This window comes from uncultured Helicobacter sp., assembly GCF_937893305.1.
GTDB lineage: Bacteria > Campylobacterota > Campylobacteria > Campylobacterales > Helicobacteraceae > Helicobacter_D.
The window spans coordinates 1-18,885 of sequence record NZ_CALBGN010000021.1 but is presented as its reverse complement, the minus strand read 5'-3'; the positions used below and the strand labels follow the sequence as shown (position 1 = coordinate 18,885).

19 protein-coding genes, 1 tRNA gene and 2 pseudogenes are annotated in these 18,885 nt (G+C 35.4%); 7 read left to right on the top strand and 15 right to left on the bottom strand.

All coding sequences use genetic code 11. From position 1 onward, the window contains the following. Positions 1-141 precede the first annotated feature (141 nt). Entirely contained in the window at positions 142-1,242 is a 1,101-nt protein-coding gene (locus Q0358_RS08315; protein WP_299550105.1) for a methyl-accepting chemotaxis protein, read from the top strand. Between the two features lie 55 nt (positions 1,243-1,297). On the opposite strand, the gene Q0358_RS08310 is transcribed toward Q0358_RS08315, so the two are convergent. Further along, positions 1,298-1,567 carry a HypC/HybG/HupF family hydrogenase formation chaperone gene (locus Q0358_RS08310; protein WP_299550102.1) on the bottom strand — a complete coding sequence of 90 codons (270 nt, stop codon included), beginning with the start codon at positions 1,565-1,567 and terminating at the stop codon, positions 1,298-1,300. Beyond that, positions 1,545-2,228, bottom strand: a complete 684-nt coding sequence (gene hypB, locus Q0358_RS08305; RefSeq protein WP_299550099.1) for a hydrogenase nickel incorporation protein HypB — start codon at positions 2,226-2,228, stop codon at positions 1,545-1,547. The genes Q0358_RS08310 and hypB overlap by 23 nt, the downstream gene beginning before the upstream one ends. Before the next feature lie 126 nt (positions 2,229-2,354). Here hypB and ribA point away from each other — a divergent pair, with 126 nt between their 5' ends. Then, positions 2,355-2,933 (top strand): GTP cyclohydrolase II, encoded by a 579-nt coding sequence (gene ribA / locus Q0358_RS08300; protein WP_299550096.1) that lies wholly within the window; start codon positions 2,355-2,357, stop codon positions 2,931-2,933. 10 nt (positions 2,934-2,943) lie between these two features. Then, a complete protein-coding gene (locus Q0358_RS08295; RefSeq protein ID WP_299550093.1) occupies positions 2,944-4,155 on the top strand; it encodes a molybdopterin molybdotransferase MoeA in 1,212 nt (403 codons plus the stop codon). On the opposite strand, the gene yedF is transcribed toward Q0358_RS08295, so the two are convergent. The 13 genes and pseudogenes from yedF to purL form a co-directional block, all read right to left on the bottom strand. Continuing rightward, positions 4,152-4,379, bottom strand: a complete 228-nt coding sequence (gene yedF, locus Q0358_RS08290; protein WP_299550129.1) for a sulfurtransferase-like selenium metabolism protein YedF — start codon at positions 4,377-4,379, stop codon at positions 4,152-4,154. The two genes, Q0358_RS08295 and yedF, sit on opposite strands and share 4 nt — an antisense overlap. A gap of 18 nt (positions 4,380-4,397) precedes the next feature. Beyond that, positions 4,398-5,610, bottom strand: a pseudogene (gene yedE, locus Q0358_RS08285) (selenium metabolism membrane protein YedE/FdhT). A 403-nt stretch (positions 5,611-6,013) separates the two neighbouring features. Next, positions 6,014-6,100, bottom strand: a tRNA-Leu gene (locus Q0358_RS08280). A 92-nt stretch (positions 6,101-6,192) separates the two neighbouring features. Continuing rightward, complete coding sequence (locus Q0358_RS08275; RefSeq protein ID WP_299550091.1) at positions 6,193-6,402, bottom strand: DUF5408 family protein; 210 nt, start codon at positions 6,400-6,402, stop codon at positions 6,193-6,195. A 15-nt stretch (positions 6,403-6,417) separates the two neighbouring features. Continuing rightward, a complete protein-coding gene (locus tag Q0358_RS08270) occupies positions 6,418-7,239 on the bottom strand; it encodes a metal ABC transporter permease (protein ID WP_299550088.1) in 822 nt (273 codons plus the stop codon). Beyond that, the gene (locus Q0358_RS08265; protein ID WP_299550085.1) at positions 7,232-8,587 is read right to left on the bottom strand and encodes an FAD-dependent oxidoreductase; all 1,356 of its coding nucleotides are present in this window, start codon (positions 8,585-8,587) and stop codon (positions 7,232-7,234) included. Before Q0358_RS08265 ends, Q0358_RS08270 begins: the two co-directional genes overlap by 8 nt. Further along, on the bottom strand, positions 8,580-9,332 hold the full coding sequence (locus Q0358_RS08260; protein ID WP_299550082.1) for a metal ABC transporter ATP-binding protein: 753 nt from the start codon (positions 9,330-9,332) through the stop codon (positions 8,580-8,582). Before Q0358_RS08260 ends, Q0358_RS08265 begins: the two co-directional genes overlap by 8 nt. Position 9,333: 1 nt before the next feature. Beyond that, entirely contained in the window at positions 9,334-10,680 is a 1,347-nt protein-coding gene (locus tag Q0358_RS08255) for an SH3 domain-containing C40 family peptidase (protein ID WP_299550079.1), read from the bottom strand. Further along, entirely contained in the window at positions 10,680-11,018 is a 339-nt protein-coding gene (locus Q0358_RS08250; RefSeq protein ID WP_299550075.1) for a Spx/MgsR family RNA polymerase-binding regulatory protein, read from the bottom strand. The genes Q0358_RS08255 and Q0358_RS08250 overlap by 1 nt, the downstream gene beginning before the upstream one ends. A gap of 14 nt (positions 11,019-11,032) precedes the next feature. Then, positions 11,033-11,359: an AzlD domain-containing protein gene (locus Q0358_RS08245; protein WP_299550071.1), complete on the bottom strand. Its 327-nt coding sequence runs from the start codon at positions 11,357-11,359 to the stop codon at positions 11,033-11,035. Between the two features lies 1 nt (position 11,360). Next, on the bottom strand, positions 11,361-12,038 hold the full coding sequence (locus Q0358_RS08240; protein WP_299550068.1) for an AzlC family ABC transporter permease: 678 nt from the start codon (positions 12,036-12,038) through the stop codon (positions 11,361-11,363). Between the two features lie 43 nt (positions 12,039-12,081). Then, on the bottom strand, positions 12,082-12,519 hold the full coding sequence (locus Q0358_RS08235) for a hypothetical protein (RefSeq protein WP_299550065.1): 438 nt from the start codon (positions 12,517-12,519) through the stop codon (positions 12,082-12,084). Continuing rightward, positions 12,494-14,704 carry a phosphoribosylformylglycinamidine synthase subunit PurL gene (purL, locus tag Q0358_RS08230; RefSeq protein ID WP_299550062.1) on the bottom strand — a complete coding sequence of 737 codons (2,211 nt, stop codon included), beginning with the start codon at positions 14,702-14,704 and terminating at the stop codon, positions 12,494-12,496. Before purL ends, Q0358_RS08235 begins: the two co-directional genes overlap by 26 nt. A gap of 191 nt (positions 14,705-14,895) precedes the next feature. On the opposite strand from purL, the gene ppsA reads away from it, so the two are divergent. The 4 genes and pseudogenes from ppsA to Q0358_RS08210 form a co-directional block, all read left to right on the top strand. Then, positions 14,896-17,319, top strand: a complete 2,424-nt coding sequence (gene ppsA / locus Q0358_RS08225; protein WP_299550057.1) for a pyruvate, water dikinase — start codon at positions 14,896-14,898, stop codon at positions 17,317-17,319. 127 nt (positions 17,320-17,446) lie between these two features. After that, positions 17,447-17,608 carry a hypothetical protein gene (locus tag Q0358_RS08220; protein WP_299550054.1) on the top strand — a complete coding sequence of 54 codons (162 nt, stop codon included), beginning with the start codon at positions 17,447-17,449 and terminating at the stop codon, positions 17,606-17,608. Positions 17,609-17,770: 162 nt separating this feature from the next. Further along, positions 17,771-18,295 carry a hypothetical protein gene (locus Q0358_RS08215; protein ID WP_299550052.1) on the top strand — a complete coding sequence of 175 codons (525 nt, stop codon included), beginning with the start codon at positions 17,771-17,773 and terminating at the stop codon, positions 18,293-18,295. 180 nt (positions 18,296-18,475) lie between these two features. Then, positions 18,476-18,885 (top strand): annotated as a pseudogene (locus tag Q0358_RS08210) (hypothetical protein); the annotation flags it as partial.

The window sequence follows — 18,885 nt, the reverse complement described above, 5'->3', positions numbered from 1 at the left end:
TTACAATTTAACATCCATATATTCATTAGAAAATTTTAAAACAAGACTAATTTTAATTTAAAGGGATATATAAATATTTAAGTTTAATTTCTTTTAAACTTGTAAATAATACAATTTTGCCAATATAAATAAGGAGAAGTAATGTTTGGTAATAAACATAAAGAAGAATTACAGCATGCTTTAGAAGAAAATAAACTCTTAAAAGCAAAACTACAGGAAGCGCTAGAGAAGAACAGGGTTCTTGAAAATCAACTCCAAACCACCACAGAACAGTCATATACTGATGTGACAGGAGATTGCATTGGAACTTTTAGAGATATGACACTCTCATTGGCTAAGGGCTGTGGAGCAAATCTTAAAGTTCTACAAGATGATTTTGGAAAATCTGTTGATTTATTATATAACGCAAGAAGGATTGCCGAAGAAAACAAACAAAGCACTTCTGAAACACAAAATGTTCTAGTAGAAGGGCTTTCTAGCATGGGTGCTAAACTCTCTGAATTTGGAGATATGATTGCACAAGTACAAAACGATTTTACGGCAATTTCAAGCGTTATAGCACTCATTACTGATATTTCTGATCAAACAAATCTTTTAGCATTAAATGCAGCTATTGAAGCAGCAAGAGCAGGAGAACACGGAAGAGGCTTTGCTGTTGTTGCAGATGAAGTTAGAAAACTAGCAGAACGCACACAAAAAGCCACAAAAGAAATTGAAATGAATATTCAGGTTGTCAAGCAAAATTTCTCTGAAGTGCAAACCTCCACAGAACATATCATTAAAGATATGGAAACACTAGGTGCGCAAAATGACACGCTGGAGAAAATCAATACTTCTGCTGATGAAATTTATAAAGATACAAATGAAATTCTCATTGCGACATTTATTGGGCTTGTTAAGCTTGATCACTTACTTTTCAAAACAAATGGTTACCGTGCAATCTTCAATGAAGATATGGAAGCAAAATTTGTTGGGCACCACGATTGTCGCTTAGGAAAATGGTATGATAGCGGAAATGGAAAGCAATTTTTCTCAACACTTCCAAGCTATACAAAATTAGAGCCATTCCACAAAGAAGTACATGATAATATTATTGCTGCTCATGAAATTATGAAGCAATACGGAAACGCAAGAGATTGTTTAGAACAAATCTATGACTACTTCAAAAAAGCTGAAACTGCAAGCGATGGTGTTGTTTCCTGTTTAGACGCTCTAGCACAAGAAAAACTTGCTTCTCTTTAAATAAAGAAGTTGGAATCCAAAAATAAAATCTAATTTAGATTCCAACTTTAAGTCTTCACATTTTCTTATTAGCTTCTCTTAGTTCCGCTTCTTCTGCTTCAATAGCATCTAAAATCTCTGCATAGGTTTCAAGAGATAATTTTGCCTGCTCTTCATCAATTTTGCTCATTACATAACCAATATGCAATAGCACATAATCTCCAATACTAACTTCTTCTTGCATTAAATCCAAGCTTGCTTCACGCATAACACCAAGCGTATCAAGCATTGCCATATTTTTTTCTTTATCCACAGAAACAACCCTAGAAGGTATGGCTAGACACATAATTTTGCTCCTTTTTTTGTTGTAAAAATACACAGAATTTTTCTAAAGATTTCATATTTTTAGAAGAGAGCAAAAACAATGGAATCTCTTTTTTAAGCTTTGCTAAATCCTTTTGCACCCGTTCTACTCTAAACTCAAAAACATCCACCAAATCCGCTTTGGAAATCACAACTGCATCTGCACATAAAAACATTGTTGGATATTTTAGCACCTTATCATCTCCTTCTGGCGTGGAGAGCAACACAATATTCATATTCGCCCCTAAATCATAGCTTGCTGGGCAAACAAGATTTCCTACATTTTCAATAAAAATAAAATCTCTTAACTCCCCTTGATTGCGCAAATTTCCAAAAGCTTCTTTTACCATTAAAGCTTCTAAATGGCAAGCATCCCCTGTTGTAATTTGATATGCATTAACTCCAAAGCGCGCTAAACGCTCTGCATCACGATTTGTCTGCAAATCTCCTTCTATCACACTAAAATCTAAAAATTTCTCTTTTGCGATATTCTCTAACAGCGTTGTTTTACCACTTCCTGGAGAACTCATAAGATTAATTACAAAAATGGAATCCTTTTTGTAAATCTCGCGCAATTCCATTGCTACCTTATCGTTTTTAGAAAGAATCCGTTGTCCAACTTCCACACTTTTTGGATTTTCCATTGCATTTCCTTAGCAAAAATTCCCACATTGTAACGCATTTTTCTTTAAAAGATAAACAAGCCTTAAAGCACTTCTTACTATAAGTGCGTTATTATGTGCCATTTTAAATTTATTTTAGGATACTTAATGCAAACCATAGAATTTTCTAATGAAGCTACTTTACCTACGCAATTTGGGGAGTTTAAAATCCGTTCTTTTAAAGAAATTAAGCCAAATTGCACCCTAGAACATCTTGTCATCAAAACACTAGATTTACCACAAAATCCACTTGTGCGCGTGCATTCAGAATGCTTAACAGGAGATGCACTCCTTAGTCTAAAATGCGATTGCGGAGATGAATTGCACACCGCATTAAAAAGAATCCAAGATGAACAAGGTATGGTGATTTATCTCCGTCAAGAAGGCAGGGGGATTGGACTTTTTAATAAAGTCAATGCGTATGCCTTGCAAGATACTGGACTTGACACTGTGGAAGCGAATTTAGCTTTAGGCTTTAAAGATGATGAGCGTGATTATAGTGTTGTGAAATTTATTTTTGACTTCTATAAACTCACACAAATCCGCCTACTTACTAATAATCCTAGCAAAATCAATGTCTTTAAAACAATGATAAAAGTTACAAGAGAACCAATTATTACGCAATGCAATCAACACAACGCCCACTATCTTTCAATCAAAAAAGAAAAAATGGGGCATTTACTCTAAGGGGGATTTAATGCAAATAAAGATTGATTACAAAGATGCAAAAGAAATTTTGCACAAGCAAAATATTGCTCCATTAGGGGTTGAACGCGTATTTTTACACGCAGCTTTAGGGCGAATTTTAGCAAAAGATATTCTAGCACAATCTCATATGCCTTCTTTTGCGCTTTCTAATATGGATGGATACGCTTTTAACTCTGCTTTTAAAGATTCTAAAACCTTTAAAATTTTAGGAGAGAATCCTGCTGGAAATGCACTTGTAACCTTGCCTATTGATGCTGCTTTTGCCATCAAAACTTTCACAGGAGCTAAGATTCCAAAAAATGCCGATATGTTAGCCCCTATTGAGCATTGCATAGTTCAACGAGATTCCTTAGAAATTCAAGCCTTACCACATATAGGACAGCATATCCGCCAAATTGGAGAACATTACAAAAAAGGAGAAAAACTCTTTTGCAAAGGAACTCTGCTAAATGCTAATCACATTGGACTTTTAGCAAGTTTAAATCAAGTTTTTGTAGAAGTTTTTACACGCCCAAAAGTTGGAATCTTAGTTAGCGGAAATGAACTTTTAGAGCTAGGAGAAAACCCAAGTGCAACACAAGATATTTATAATACAAATGGACATTTGCTTCTTGCTAAAGTGCTAGAAAATGGTGGAATCCCAAAACTCTACCCTATTTTAAAAGACAACAAAGAGCAAATAGAAGCTAGCGTGCAATGCGCCCTAGATGAATGCGATATGGTTATAAGTAGTGGCGGGGCAAGCGTGGGAGATTATGACTTCATCACTGCACTTTGTCAAAAGCGTGCTCAAGAAGTGGTTTTTAAAGGCGTGCGGATTAAACCCGGACAACACATTATCTATGCGCATTTTAATCAAAAGCATTTTTTTGCATTGCCCGGATTTCCAAACTCCACACTTGTAACTTTTGAACTCTTTGCAAAAGAGATTTTACTTCGTCTTTTAGGCACAAAGCAAACACACACCACACTTAAGATTCCACTTACTCAAGCTATTAGCAAAAATGACACGCGCCTAGAATTTCGCGTATGTAATGTGCGTAACACAAACGGGGGTTTTAGCATTGATTTTCAAGACAAAAAGGACTTCCAAAGTGCGATTTTAAACAACTTCTGCCCACTTGATGGAGCACAAATTGGACTTTGCATTTTAGATTCCAACAAATCTATAGGAGATTGTATAGAAGTGATCTTGCTTTAAGGTTTGCGTATGATAAATCTTAAAGTTGGTCCATCTTGTTCCACAGCTAAAACTTCAAATCCCCTATTTTTAACATCTACGGGAATTGAATTAATCGCTTGAGGGCAATCACAAAGCACTTCTAGAACTTCTCCTTTTTTAAGTTGTGGTAATATCTCTAAAGTCGCAATAGCAGGCATTGGACAAGCTTCACCTTGAATATCAAGCGTATATGTAATTTTAATCTCTTCTAAATGAGTCATTTAAGCTTTCCTTTGAGCGAAAAATTGTTTTTTATAAGCAAAAATTAATGCAAGTGATAGCAACAAAAACGAAAGATTTAAAGCAAGTCCAGGCAAAGCACCAAGATCATTTAAGAGCTGAATTTTTGGACCAGATTTAAGCCAATTTGGGATCTTATCATAGATTAATGCCAAAATAGCAGTTCCGGCGAAATTTGCCACACCAACTATCATAAAATGTGCCTGCCCTTCAGCTGCTCTATATGTCCAACCACACTCACAACCACCGGCAAAAACAATACCGAACCCGAACAAAAAAGCACCAAGAGCCACAGCAAAGGATAAACTTCTTACAAATGCTGAATATCCATTTAACATCAAAATAAAAACTATGAAAGTCGCAATAATCATCCCATAATATGCGCCTTTTGCAGCATTATCTCTACCAAACAAAAACAAATCACGAAAACACGATGTAAAGCAAACTTGACCACGCGAAATCACAAAACCAAACACTAGTCCAAAAAGTAACCCTAATGGCAAAAAGCTAGATTTTACTTTTAGCGTAAAAGGCTCTGTTGTAGCAAACAAATAAATAAGCCAAATAAGCGTTAAAATTAAAATCACTAAACCATATTTAAAGTGGCGATTTGCACGATTTTTATCATGCACAATCCCTTTACCATTTACACCGCATTTTTCAAGGGTAGTTTTTGGCATAAAAATTTTAAGCTTGCCAACTTTTGTAGCAACAAAAATCCCAAGCACCATAAATATCGCAAACTCCCAAGTGTGTAGTGAAAAATATGGAATCCCAGTAAAAAAATCAAGCAAATTACAGCCAAAAGCAAGTCTTGCGCCAAAACCCGATAAAAGACCGCCGATGATAGCTTGAGCAATACGAATACGCGAAGCAGGAAGACGAAATTTAACTTTATTAGCCCAAAGAGCAGCAATTAATGCACCTAAAAACATACCAATCAGCACAAGCCCTTCATAGCGAGTCAGCGGATTTCCTGATAGATTTGTCATATTGTAATAGCTATATTTGCTAGTATCAAGCCCAAAAAACTCCAAAAACTCGCCACCCCAGCGTGTCATCTCACCGGTAACTTGCCAACCTGTGCCGAAAAATCCAAAATAAATTGAAGCAATAATTGCAAGCGCAACCATAGCCTTTGAAGTATCCCAAAAAAAGATATTTTTGTTTGAATTGTTTTAAAAGTGAAAGCATAAAATATCCTTTAAAATTTGTTGCGTGCAAACCTTGCACAAAAGGTAAAGTTAGAATTGTAATTAAAAAAATTAAATTTAAAATAAAAAGTTTTTAAATCTTACTTTGATTTAAAGTAAAATTTTTACTCCCATCACAATGTTTTTCTCTTTGCATTGCACCATTTTGTAAAGTAATTTACAAGACAAATACTTTTCCGACATTATCGCCCGTATAAATTCCCCCAATTTACAAAAAAATCATAATCAAAACTTTTCTCTACGCCATAAGACAATTCAAAATCACTGATATTATGCAATATTTACGCAAAACCTTTATTATAAAACTAATTTGTTTTTTATTCTCAAAATCACTAAAGTAAAAATTAAAACAAATAAGAAAACTTGAAGATTAAAAGATTAATTGGTGCCGAGGGTCGGAATCGAACCGACACGGGGTCACCCCCACCAGATTTTGAGTCTGGCGCGTCTACCAGTTTCACCACCCCGGCTTGAGAGATGTAATTATATCTAAGAAAATAAAAGATTAACTTAAAAATTCCAAAAAATCAAAATCTACCTTTTTGATTCTATACACTAAAGGCTAATTTTGCGTATTTTCTAACTTTTCTAGGCGTGCTTCCTGCACTTTTTGAGCTTTTGTTAAATTTGCAGTTGCGGTAATTTGGTTTAACAGCACCCAAAGGCTAAGTGTTGCAAAAAGAATTGTAATCACACAAGCAAAAAGAGCAATTTTTACCGCTCTTTTTGCAGTATTTTGCGCTTGCTCTACTGCTTTTTGTTGTCCTTCCATGCTTTTTCCTTTCATTTAAGCAAATTTTAATTTAGGACTCAAAAAACGATAATAAAATGCTAAAACAAAAGAAAATAATGTCAAAACCATCACAATACTAGCTCCAGCTTGTAGATTATAATGATACGCAATAATAATTCCACCTAGCATTGAGACAAAAGAAATTATACTAGCCCAGAGCATCATTTTAGCAAGTGAAGCCGTAAAAACCTCACTACAATATGCTGGGATACTCAAAAGTGCGATAATTAAAATAATTCCAACAGAACGCATAGAAATCACAATTCCAATCGCAATTAACACCATTAACATCACACTAAAAAAACGCGTATTAATCCCCTGAAGTTGTGTAAATTCATCATCATAAGAAAGCCCCAAAATCACACGATAATTTAACACAACAAACGTAACTAAAAACAAGCTAAACCCTAGCATAACTAAAATATCATTTTCTGTTATACTTAAAATACTACCAAACAAATATCCCATAAAGTCCTTACTATACCCAGGGGTTAGTTCCACTAAAATCACACCAAGTGCCATACCAAAAGCCCACAAAGATCCGATTAAAGAATCCAAACGCTCCTTAGCATACAACAACATATAAGCTAAAATCACTGCACAAAGCACACTAAACCCTGTTGCGCCTATTAAAATAGGCAATCCAAAAAATGCAGCAATCCCAACCCCACCATACACACTATGTGCAATTCCACCCGCAATAAACACCATACGATTTGTAACTACAAGCGTGCCGATGATTCCACAAATTAAACTCGTAAAAAATGCTCCAATTAACGCATTTTGCACAAATGTGTAAGAAAGCGCATTAATCAACTAGCCACTCCAAACTTTCTTCATTTAATTCTGTTTTAATGCGCTCCATTTTCACTTCTGCTTTTAGATACTCTACAATTTCTAACATATCAATTAAAGCATTGCGCATACAGCTTGTAGCTCCCGGGCTTGGAGTCATATTAAAAGTAACCCCTTTGCCACTTTTAATTTTTTTCTCTCCTAAAACAAGTTTTTTTAGATTTTTATCTAAAACTTGTGGTCTAATTCCCCCAAAACCTTCTGCATAGGTTAAATCCTCTAAGCGAATTGAAGGGATAATCTTTTTTGCTTCTTCCCAAAAATATTTTTTTCCAATACTTGGAATCTCATATAAGAAATTTCTAAAAATATAATCACGGATCTCTTGATCAGAGAGCAAATCCCACATAATTTTTGTAGTTGCACTGCCAAATCCAAAAACCTTCATAAAATCCAAATAAGTTCCACTTTTAAAGCGTTCTAGCTTTGGTAAGGCAAGTGCTGTTGGTCCTAAACGATTCTTTCCGCTTGCAACAACATCAGGATCTCCGTGAATTGCCGCAAAAGGAAGTTTAGGGTTTTGCACAGTATAAACCTTACCTCTTAATTTATCTCCGGGGATAAAATAAAAACTTCCCGATACTGGCAAACAGCCAAGATCTAGTCCATAACCCATATTTTGCGCCAATAATAAAGAATGTGCTCCTGCATTAACAAGAACAAAAGATGCGTTAATGGCTTCTCTTCCTTTAGCACGGATTAAATAACTTCCATCATTTTGCTGTGTAATACTTGTAACTGGATAATTAAAAATTACAGAATGCTCACCACTTAAAGATTGTTCAATCATATGTGTAGCCACAGAACAAAAATTCATCGCACAAAAACTCTTACGCATACCAGAGCCTACGATATTTTCAGGTCTATCACTACCATCTGCTAATTTGACAATATTTGGTTCAATCTCTTTTAAATCTTCTTTTGTAAAAAACTCTAAATCTGGGTAAATCTCTTTGAACTCTTCGTGGCGTTTCTGTATGAACTCTACCTCTTTATCTCCTACACCAATCGCCATTTTTTGGTATTCAAAAATACTTTTATTTTGTAGTTTATGAAACAAAGCATAAGACTCTATAAGCTTTGCAGCGCGCGAAACCTTTTTCGCCTTTTCAAATGTATAGTTTGTCTCAATATCCCCTGCGTGGATTGTTTGGGAATTATTGTTTCCACTAGAACTTAGCGTTGCAGGCTGTGCGTATTTCTCCAAAAGTGCTACTTTTCTAATGTTCGTGTATTGTGTTAAAACATAGAATAACGCACTTCCAGAAATCCCTGCTCCAATTATCGCCACATCATAAGAATTACTCATTTTTTTCTCCTAATTTAGAGTGCCATAAGCCCATAAGCATCTCCACTTCACAAAAATGCTCTTTAAACACATTTGCATCATAGGTAGTGTTTATGTTGTTTGGTAAATTATGCACCATAACTTCTTTATTTACATATAAAACTTTTTTTGCATATCCAAGCAAGATAGACACATCATGACTTATCATTATTATAGTCTTTTCTTGATTGATTTGCTGCAACAAATGATAAATTTCTTTTTGACTTTTTGGATCAATGCTTGCCGTTGGCTCATCTAAAACCAATAAATTTGGATCACCACACAATGCTCTAGCGATTAAAACTCTCTGTCTTTGTCCCCCAGAGAGTTCGCCAATCTTTTTGTGCGCAAAAGATTCCATAGAAAACTTTCTTAAAAGATCCATTGCAGTTTCTTTTGCTTCCTTTGGCAAAAATCCACCAAAAAGTCCAGGTTTTAAAAATCCCATCATCACAACTTCAAGTGTGGTTATAGGAAAATGACGATTTAAAAAAGTATTTTGTGGCACATAACCAATGCGCAAGTTAGAATCCTTAATTACTTCTCCACTGCTTGGCTTTAAAAGCCCTACCAAAAGGCGCGCTAGAGTACTTTTACCGCCACCATTTGGACCAATGATTGCCCAAAAGTCCCCTTTAGTAATCGTCCAATTCACATTATATAAAATTCTCTCTTTGGTAAAATAAAATTTAACATTTCTACATTCAATAATTTTTTCTTGCTCCATTTTATTTACTCTCTAACAACTCTTGCAAAAAAAGATTCCGCATCCCATAAAGCCGATGCAATAATAACTCATCCTGTTTTATACCTGTTATATCTTTACCAACTTCAAGTGAAGTGATTGCAATTTTTCCTATAATTTTTCTTCCTTCTTGTGTTTCATTTTGTAGCGTTCTTAATCCCCATATATCGTGCAATACATAAATTTCCCCATTTTTTTCACCCAAATACAACATAATATGCCCTTTCATTCCTAACAAAGTTGCAAATGGGATTCCATATTTTTTAATGGAATCCTTTTTTTCTTGTGGATTTTGCCTGCTAATATCTTTATAAAGAATTTTTTTTTGTTTTGGGTTTTGGTGCATTTGTGCTTGAGAATTTCTAAGCAAATAAAACCCAAAATTTCCAAGCACATCGCGCAAAAACATTGAGCAATCTCTATTCCCAAACATTCCACCCCAGCCATATTTTTCACCTATTAAAGTTTGCGCGAGACTTGCCACATTTGCACTTGAAAACTCCATAGGAAACTTTGCAAAATCCCTTTGATTTAACACAACTTTTTGTGCATGTGCATATCCACGCCCATCACGCATATAAATTTCTGTTTCATACTCTGTTTTTGTGCTTCCAACTAAAGGCAATAGCATTCCTATTCTTGCATTTTCTAAAAATTCCTTATGCGTATTTTTAAATGGTATATAATCTTGCTTTACCACTAAAAAATCTTTCGTGTTTTTGAAACTCTCAATTTGTGTATCATTGATGATTCCAATATCAAGCACACTCACCCAACCACTCACAAATCCGCTCTCCACATAAGCCCACGCCTTAGAGCGAGAATAATGCGTAATCAAAACAGGTGTGCCAAGATAAATATAAGAATTTTGCCAATAATCAAATGGGAATCCCTCCCCTGCAATCTTAGGATTTAAAAAACGCGGTTTATTTGTCGGCAGCACACGCAAATTTGTGCTTCTTGTTATAATTGCTGGCTTTTTTGTATTTGGAAATGTCTTAAAATCCGCCTCTATCTCCAATGCTTTAATTTCATTAAGATAATAAGGCTCTAAATTTTCTCCAAATCCTTGTTTTGTATAAGCTGCTTGCAATCCCCATTTCAAATCTTTTGCTTTAAATTGTGGCTTTTTATTCCAAGGACTAAAGAAATGTTGCAAGTATTCTTGCTTTGTGGATTCCAACTTTTTAAGTGTATTAGAATCCTTTACAAACTCTCTTAAATCCTGTTTTGGCATAGTAATAGCAATGGGATTTAACTCTCTTTTTGCGCAACCTGAAAATATCAACACAACAAGAAAGACGCAAGAAACAAAAAGTCTTATTTGCATTATTTAATCCCTTGATACAAATTCTCATCGAAGCCTACAATGACTTTTTCATCATACTCAACAATAGGGCGTTTAAGAAGCGTTGGCACTTCCTTTAAATATTGTTTCATCTCATTTTCGTTTAAATTTTTGTCCTTTAAACCTAGTTTTTTGTAAGTTGTACCTTTAGCATTACAAAGTGTGCTTAAAGGGACAAATTTCAGCCAATACTCTATTTTTTCCACACTTGGAGATTCCTTTTTAAAATCCACAAACACATATTCCACGCCTTTAGATTCTAAAAATGATCTTGCCTTTTTCACACTCCCGCAATTTTTAATTCCATATAATTTCACCATTTTAGATTCCTTATTTAAAGAAAATTCATCATAACCATATAAACAATTAAACCTGCAAACATACTTAAAATCGCATTTTTACTCCATAAAAAGCAACCCACTACGCAAGCAATTCCACAAATTTCATAAATTCCATAATGCTTACTCCACTCTACATCTTTGAGCGTAAAAAACACTAAAAGTGTCATTATAAGCAAAGGCATCGTCCGTTGTAAAAAGAGCAAAAGTGGCGCATCTGTGCTGTTTTTTAATACAAAAAAAGATAAAAATCGACTCAAAGCCGTTCCAACTGCTGCTGCTAAAATCGCACCAAAAATATACCAATGACTTAATTGCTCCACATTACACCCTTTTTCCAATCCAAGGCTTTATCGCAAGCAAAACCACAACCCCACAAAGAATACTAAAAAGCAAAAAATCATCTTTTGGAAAATAAATAAGTCCAACAACACCCAACACACAAGCAAGATAAAAAGGCTCTTTAAACTTAGAATTTTGCAACAATGCAAGTGTTAGCACGCTAAAAAGTGCTGTTAAAACAAACTCTATTCCACTAGGATTAAGCTTCAAAAATTCTCCTAAAAAGATTCCAAGCCCACAACCTATAATCCAATACAAATGATCCAAAAATGTGATATAAAAATAACTTTTTTCCATTTCTTTAGAATCTAAACTCGCTTGGTTACTCTTTAATAGCGCAAAAGTTTCATCTGTTAGCCCAAAAAGGACATAATATTTACTTAAGCCAAAATTTTTAATCTCACTTGTAATAGAAAGTGCGTAAAACAAATGTCTAATGTTTAGTAAAAACGAAGCAATCGCTATTTCAAAAAGCCCAGCGTGCGCGCTTAAAAGTGAAACAAGTAAAAACTGTCCAGCTCCTGCAAAAATCACAATCGCACTTAAAACTCCATAATACCAAGGCAAATGCAAATTTGCATATAAGATTCCAAAGGTAGCCCCAAGAGGTAAATATCCCATTAATACAGGCAAAGTCTGAATAAAACTTCTAAAAAACATTAATTCTTCCATAAAATAAAGCGTGCATTATAACAAGCGCAACCTAAAACATCTCAAAGCCCAATAAAATACACTTATCAAAATAAGGCAAAACACACATTGCGTAAATTTTCCCACCAATCCCAATATCTTTTAAAGTTTCATAATAACGAATATCAAACTGCAAGTGACTCCCTCTTTGTGTAGATAGTCCAACTCCACTTTGTTCATTGAAATAAATAAAACGATCTATTTTCTCAAAAACAAGCACTAAAGAATAATATTGATTTAAAATTTCCTTCTCTTTTAAAGGTAGCAAATGATACGCATCAACATCAACAAGCAAGCGATCCCTAAAGCGCACAAAATTACGCTCTAAAGTTTGCTTATGCACTTGCTTATAAAAAGCATCAAAATCTATAGCATTTGTTTGCAAACACAAACAACAAAAAGCGATTCCAACTTTTTTAAAAACCCTAAAGCGTTTCAATAATCTTTTCAAAAGCTCCATAAAACATTTCTTTTGCATCCTTTAATGGAATCATAATTTCACCAATTCTTAAAATCTCTCCACCAAGTTTTGCAACTTTAATAAACTCCAAATTACAATCTCCTAAAATCTCTTGCATTTCTGCAATTTTTTTAGATTCTAACGCAACAAGCACTTGCGTAGGGGCTTCTCCAAAAAGTGCTTTAAAATCTAAATCCTCTATTGTTTCACACCCTATATTTCCACGCACACAAGCCTTAGCAAGCGCAATAGCAACACCTCCTTGATACACATCAACAGCAGCATTTAAGATTTCACGTTCGTTTGCTACATTTAGCACATTCCATAAATACAACTCATCTTCTAAAGGTATCTCTGTAATTGCACCCTTAATAGAGTTGCCAAAATATTTTGCAACCAAACTTGCGCCAAAGCTGGGCTTAACACTCTTAGATTTTAGCAAAAACACTTCTAAGCCATCTTTATCAAACTTTGATTGTAAAACATTGTGAATATTATCTACAACTCCAACCCCTGCAATACTTGGAGTAGGATAAATATCCTTACCATTTGTTTGATTATATAAACTTACATTTCCGCTAACAACAGGTGTATTTAGAGCTTTACACGCTTCTTTAATCCCTTCACACGCCTCTTTAAACTGCCACATCACTTCAGGGTTTTCTGGACTTCCAAAATTTAAGCAATCTGTAATTGCTAAAGCCCTACCAGAACGCAATGCAATATCTCTCCCTACCTTTGCCACTGCTTGCTTTGCGCCTTCTTTTGGATTTAAGTAACAAAGTCTTGCTTGGCAAGCCACACTCATTGCAAGCCCTTTGCCATTTTCTTTAACTCTTATAACACTAGCTCCACCTGCACCACTTGGCACAATCGTATTTGTCTGCACACTACAATCATATTGTGAATACACCCACTCCTTATCGCACACTTCAGGGCTGCTAAAAAGCGTTTGAAACACTGCATTTTTATTTTTGGATTCCAACTCTTTTACATTTAATGCTTCTATGGAATCCAAATAGCTAGGATTTTCACTTACAGGGCGTTTTAAAATCGGTGCTTTCTCACTAAGTGGTGCAATAGGAATCTCTGCGCATTTTTCATTATGCCAAAATAGCTCCATTTTGCCACTTTCTGTAACTTCTCCAATAATCGCACAATCAAGCTCCCATTTTTCAAAAATCTTCATAATCTCTGCTTCGCAGCCTTTTTTAGCACAAATTAGCATTCTTTCTTGACTTTCGCTTAACATTAGCTCATAAGGCGTCATTCCACTTTCACGCATTGGCACTTTATCTAGGTGCATAATCATTCCACTGCCACTTCTGCCTGCCATTTCAAAGCTAGAGCTTGTAAGTCCTGCTGCTCCCATATCTTGGATTCCAACAATTAAATCCGCTTCAAATAATTCCAAACACGCTTCTAACAAAAGTTTTTCTGTAAAAGGATCTCCAACTTGCACAGTTGGACGCAATGATTTTGAATCTTCACTAAAAGAATCGCTACTCATCACAGCCCCACCTAAGCCATCACGCCCCGTTTTGGAACCTACATAAATTACAGGATTACCAACTCCGCTTGCCTTTCCATAAAAAATTGCGTCTTTTTTGACAATCCCCAAAGAAAATGCATTGACTAAAATATTCCCTTCATAGCTTGGTTCAAAACTTATCTCGCCACCAATTGTTGGCACCCCCATACAATTCCCATAACCCCCAATCCCAGCAACCACTCCACGCAACAAATACCGATGTTTTGCGCCTATAGAATCGCGTCTTGTAATATCCCCAAAACGAATAGAATTTAAACTTGCAACAACTCTAGCTCCCATCGTAAAAATATCACGCATAATGCCACCAACCCCTGTTGCTGCCCCTGCATAAGGTTCAATAAAGCTTGGATGATTATGTGATTCCATTTTAAACACTGCTCCATATCCCCCGCCAATATCAATCACGCCTGCATTTTCTCCGGGACCTTGAATCACCCAAGGAGCGCGCGTTGGAAAGCCATTTAGATAGATTTTACTTGATTTATAGCTGCAATGCTCACTCCACATTGCAGAAAAGATTCCAATCTCCACAAGGTTTGGCTCACGTCCTAAGATGCTTAAAAGATTTGCGTAATCTTCTTGTGTTAGCTTGTGCTGTTTTAAAACTTGAGTTAAATTTTCCATTTTGACTTCCTTAATTAAATGATAGACTTTACAAACTTTTGTGTGTAAAATTTACAAAATAACTGAAAGTTTAGCAAATGGCGCATAAAGTAGAGATAAACTAAGATTGCAATAAAGTTAAATTCTGTAAAATATGCATTCTTTGCTTTATAGCAACGCATTGTAGGAATAATTTAAGGAGACAAAATAAGATGAAATACATCAAGTTTTTCAAAGAGTTAAACAACAAAGATGTTCCCATAGTTGGCGGGAAAAATGCAAGTATTGGCGAAATGTTTCAAGAACTTGTTCCAATGGGAATTAAAGTCCCAAATGGTTTTGCAATTACAAGCGATGCTTATTGGTATTTGCTAGATAGTGCTGGTATTAGAGAGAAAATCAAAGAACTACTTGATGGAATTGATGTAACAGAGATTGATGTATTAAATGTCCGCTCCAAAAAAATCCGTGATATGATTTTTGGAAAACCATTGCCTGAAGATTTACGCAAAGAAATCTTAGAGGCATACAAAATCTTAAGCGAAGAATATAATATGGAAGAAGCTGATGTTGCTGTTAGAAGTTCTGCTACTGCTGAAGATTTACCTGATGCTTCCTTTGCAGGACAACAAGACACTTATTTGAGTGTGCGAGGACAAACAGAACTTATTCACTATATTAAATCTTGCCTTGCTTCGCTTTTCACAGATAGAGCTGTAAGCTACCGCGCTTCAAGAGGATTCGATCATTTTAAAGTTGCGCTTTCTGTCGGCGTGCAAAAAATGGTGCGCTCCGACAAAGGAAGCTCTGGAGTTATGTTTAGTATTGATACAGAAACAGGCTTCAAAGATGCAGTATTTATTACTTCAAGCTGGGGACTTGGCGAAAATGTCGTAGGCGGAACAGTGAATCCTGATGAATTTTATGTCTTTAAACCTGCATTAGAATTAGGAAAACGCCCCATCTTAAAAAGACAGTTAGGACATAAAAATATCAAAATGATTTATGCAGCTCCCGGCGCTCCTCATCCCACAAAAAATATTGAAACCACTGAAGAAGAACTAAAAAGCTTTTCATTAAATGATGATGAAGTTTTAACTCTAGCACGCTATGCGATTTTAATTGAGAAGCATTACTCCAAAGAAGCAGGAGAATATCGTCCGATGGATATGGAATGGGCAAAAGATGGCAATAGCGGAGAACTTTTCATTGTGCAAGCACGCCCAGAAACCGTGCAAAGTCAAAAAATGAAAAAACAAAGCAACACGCTTGAAAAATACTTCTTTAACAACAAAGAAGAAAAAGAAATTCTACTAATTGGTAAAGCAGTTGGTGGAAAAATTGGCACAGGTAAAATCCGCGTAATTGATAATATTGCAAATATGGGTGAATTAAAACAGGGTGAAATTCTTGTAACAGACAACACAGATCCAGATTGGGAACCTGCAATGAAAAAAGCCTCTGCTGTCATCACAAATCGTGGGGGTAGAACTTGCCACGCAGCCATTGTTGCGCGAGAAATTGGCGTTCCTGCAATCGTAGGCGCAGTTGGCGCAACAGAAAAACTAGAAACAGGGATGGAAGTTACCGTTTCTTGTGCAGAAGGTGAAAATGGCTTTGTGTATAATGGAATCCATTCTTTCGAAATTGAAAAAATTGATTTAAACGGACTAGAACAACCTAAAACAAAAATCTATATGAATATTGGAAATCCTGAAAAAGCCTTTGCATTTTCTATGATCCCAAACAATGGTGTAGGGCTTGCTAGAATGGAGTTTATTATTAACAACTACATCAAAGCACACCCTTTAGCTCTTATTGATTTACACAATGGAAACAAAGAGTTTAACGGAGTAGAAGGTGTTAGAGAAATTATGTCTGGTTATGCCAATCCTAAAGACTTTTTTATCAAAAAAATCGCTGAAGGTGTAGGAATGATTGCTTCAGCTTTCTATCCAAAACCCGTGATTGTCCGCACAAGTGATTTTAAATCTAATGAATACTGCAGAATGGTTGGCGGAAAAGATTATGAACCCCACGAAGAAAATCCAATGATTGGCTATCGCGGTGCTTGTCGCTATTATTCCGATCAATATCGTCAAGCCTTTGAGTGGGAGTGTCAAGCTTTGGCAATGGCTAGAAATGAAATGGGCTTTACAAATATGAAAATTATGGTGCCATTTCTTAGAACCCCAGAAGAAGGGCGCAGAGTGTTAGAAATTATGCGCAAAAATGGTCTTGTGCAAGGAGAAAATGGCTTAGAAATTTATGTAATGTGCGAACTGCCAGTTAATGTGATTATGGCTGATGAGTTTTTACAACTCTTTGATGGATTCTCTATTGGTTCAAATGATCTTACACAGCTAACTTTAGGTGTAGATAGAGATGGAGAGCTTGTAAGCCATGTCTTTGATGAGAGAAATCCAGCATTGCTTAAAATGTTCCAAATGGCAATACAAGCTTGTAAAAAACACAATAAATACTGCGGAATCTGCGGACAAGCACCAAGCGATTACCCAGAAATTGCAGAATTTTTAGTAGAAAATGGTATCACTTCTATTTCTTTAAACCCAGATTCCATTATTGAAACTTGGGATAAAATCCTAAAACTAGAGAAAAAATTAGGAATCTCTTAATTGATTACATAATGCACTTTTGTGCGTTATGTGGCTTTTCTTCACATTTTATTCTTTTAACTCCACTTTTTTAAAAACACAAATAAAAATTTTAATTAGCGCAAGTCGAGCTTTATTAGGCTTAGGAGTGATTACAAGCCTAAGTAATATAGCAAGCGCAACAACTTTAAATGAAAATATCACAATCAACAATGATTCTGATATCCATCAATACTTTACAAAGGATAATCAAGACATCATCAACTATAAAAAGGCTGCACCACAGGTTGTAATGGAAGCGTCAATATAACTAACAACAGAAGTCCTTTTTGGGAACTTAGTGGAGGAGACGAAGGGCAAGATAAAGAGCACGTGCATATCGATATTAATGATGCCGAATTAACAATGAAAGGAAATGGAAGCTTTATTTCAAATTTCAACTTTAATGTAAAAAAACATTAATGCAACAGATATGAGATTACAATCAATGCATGGACAATCCTATACAGACGCTGGCAGTTTCACTATAACAGGGACCAAAGCACCAATAGGACATGTTTATGGAGATAATGGAGACGCCAAAATCGCCTCTATTCTTTTAGTAAATGGCTATGATAATTTTAATGGTAGTTTAAACATTGATGATAGCAACAAAGGTAATGGCGAGAATTTCACAGCAGACAAAGTTCTTTTTGAAGCCTACACACCTAATAATACTACAAATTTTAGAGTATACGGAAAGGCGGACATTAAGAATTCTTTATTTGTGATTGAGCACAACGATGTCTCTAAGCTTGATCTAGGAAGTGGATTTACCTATATTAATGCTGGTAGTTTTAATACAGATATTACAACCTCCAATACAGCAAAACCTTTTGTTGGAAAAACCTTATCTGAACTTCTGCCAAATGCTGATTTAAGTAGTGCAACACATTTTCAGCAAGTCGGATTTAACCCAGCTGATGCAGGTGCATTTGCAGACTACACACTCTGTTAAAAAAGAAGGTGATAGAGAGCTTTTAATCGTTACAAGCAAGATAAAAGACGCCGCAATAGATCTAAAAGGAATTTTAAACTAGATAAAACAATCCTTGAAAGCAAACCAGATGCAAATTTAGATGCTTTTAAAGAAGAAATTGAAAAAATAAAACAAGAAATTAGCGATAAGATTGCAGCATTGGAAAGTTCTCAATCTACTGGCACCGCAAAAGATTTTATTAAAATCTTAACACCAGAGCTAAAAGGTGAAAAACTTGCTGGAGATATCTTAGGAAGTTTGCTAGACTCTGCTCTTAGCGCTGCTGAAAAATCTAATATCACACTAAATTTAGCAAAACAATTAAAACCGTTTGTAGATTCAATAGAATCCTCCGCAAATTCTCAAACAGATTCTATGGGTGCAAACTCTAGTGCTAATACTGCTATGAATATTTCTAATGAAACTTCAATCACTGCAAGAAATGTTCAATACTCTAACCCTTATGCACTTGCAAAACTTCTAAAAGACTCTAAACTTGCTGCTTTAGGCTCTGATGGGACTTATTCTGATTCTAAAATCAAAGATGGCGGCTCTACAAGCAAATCTGA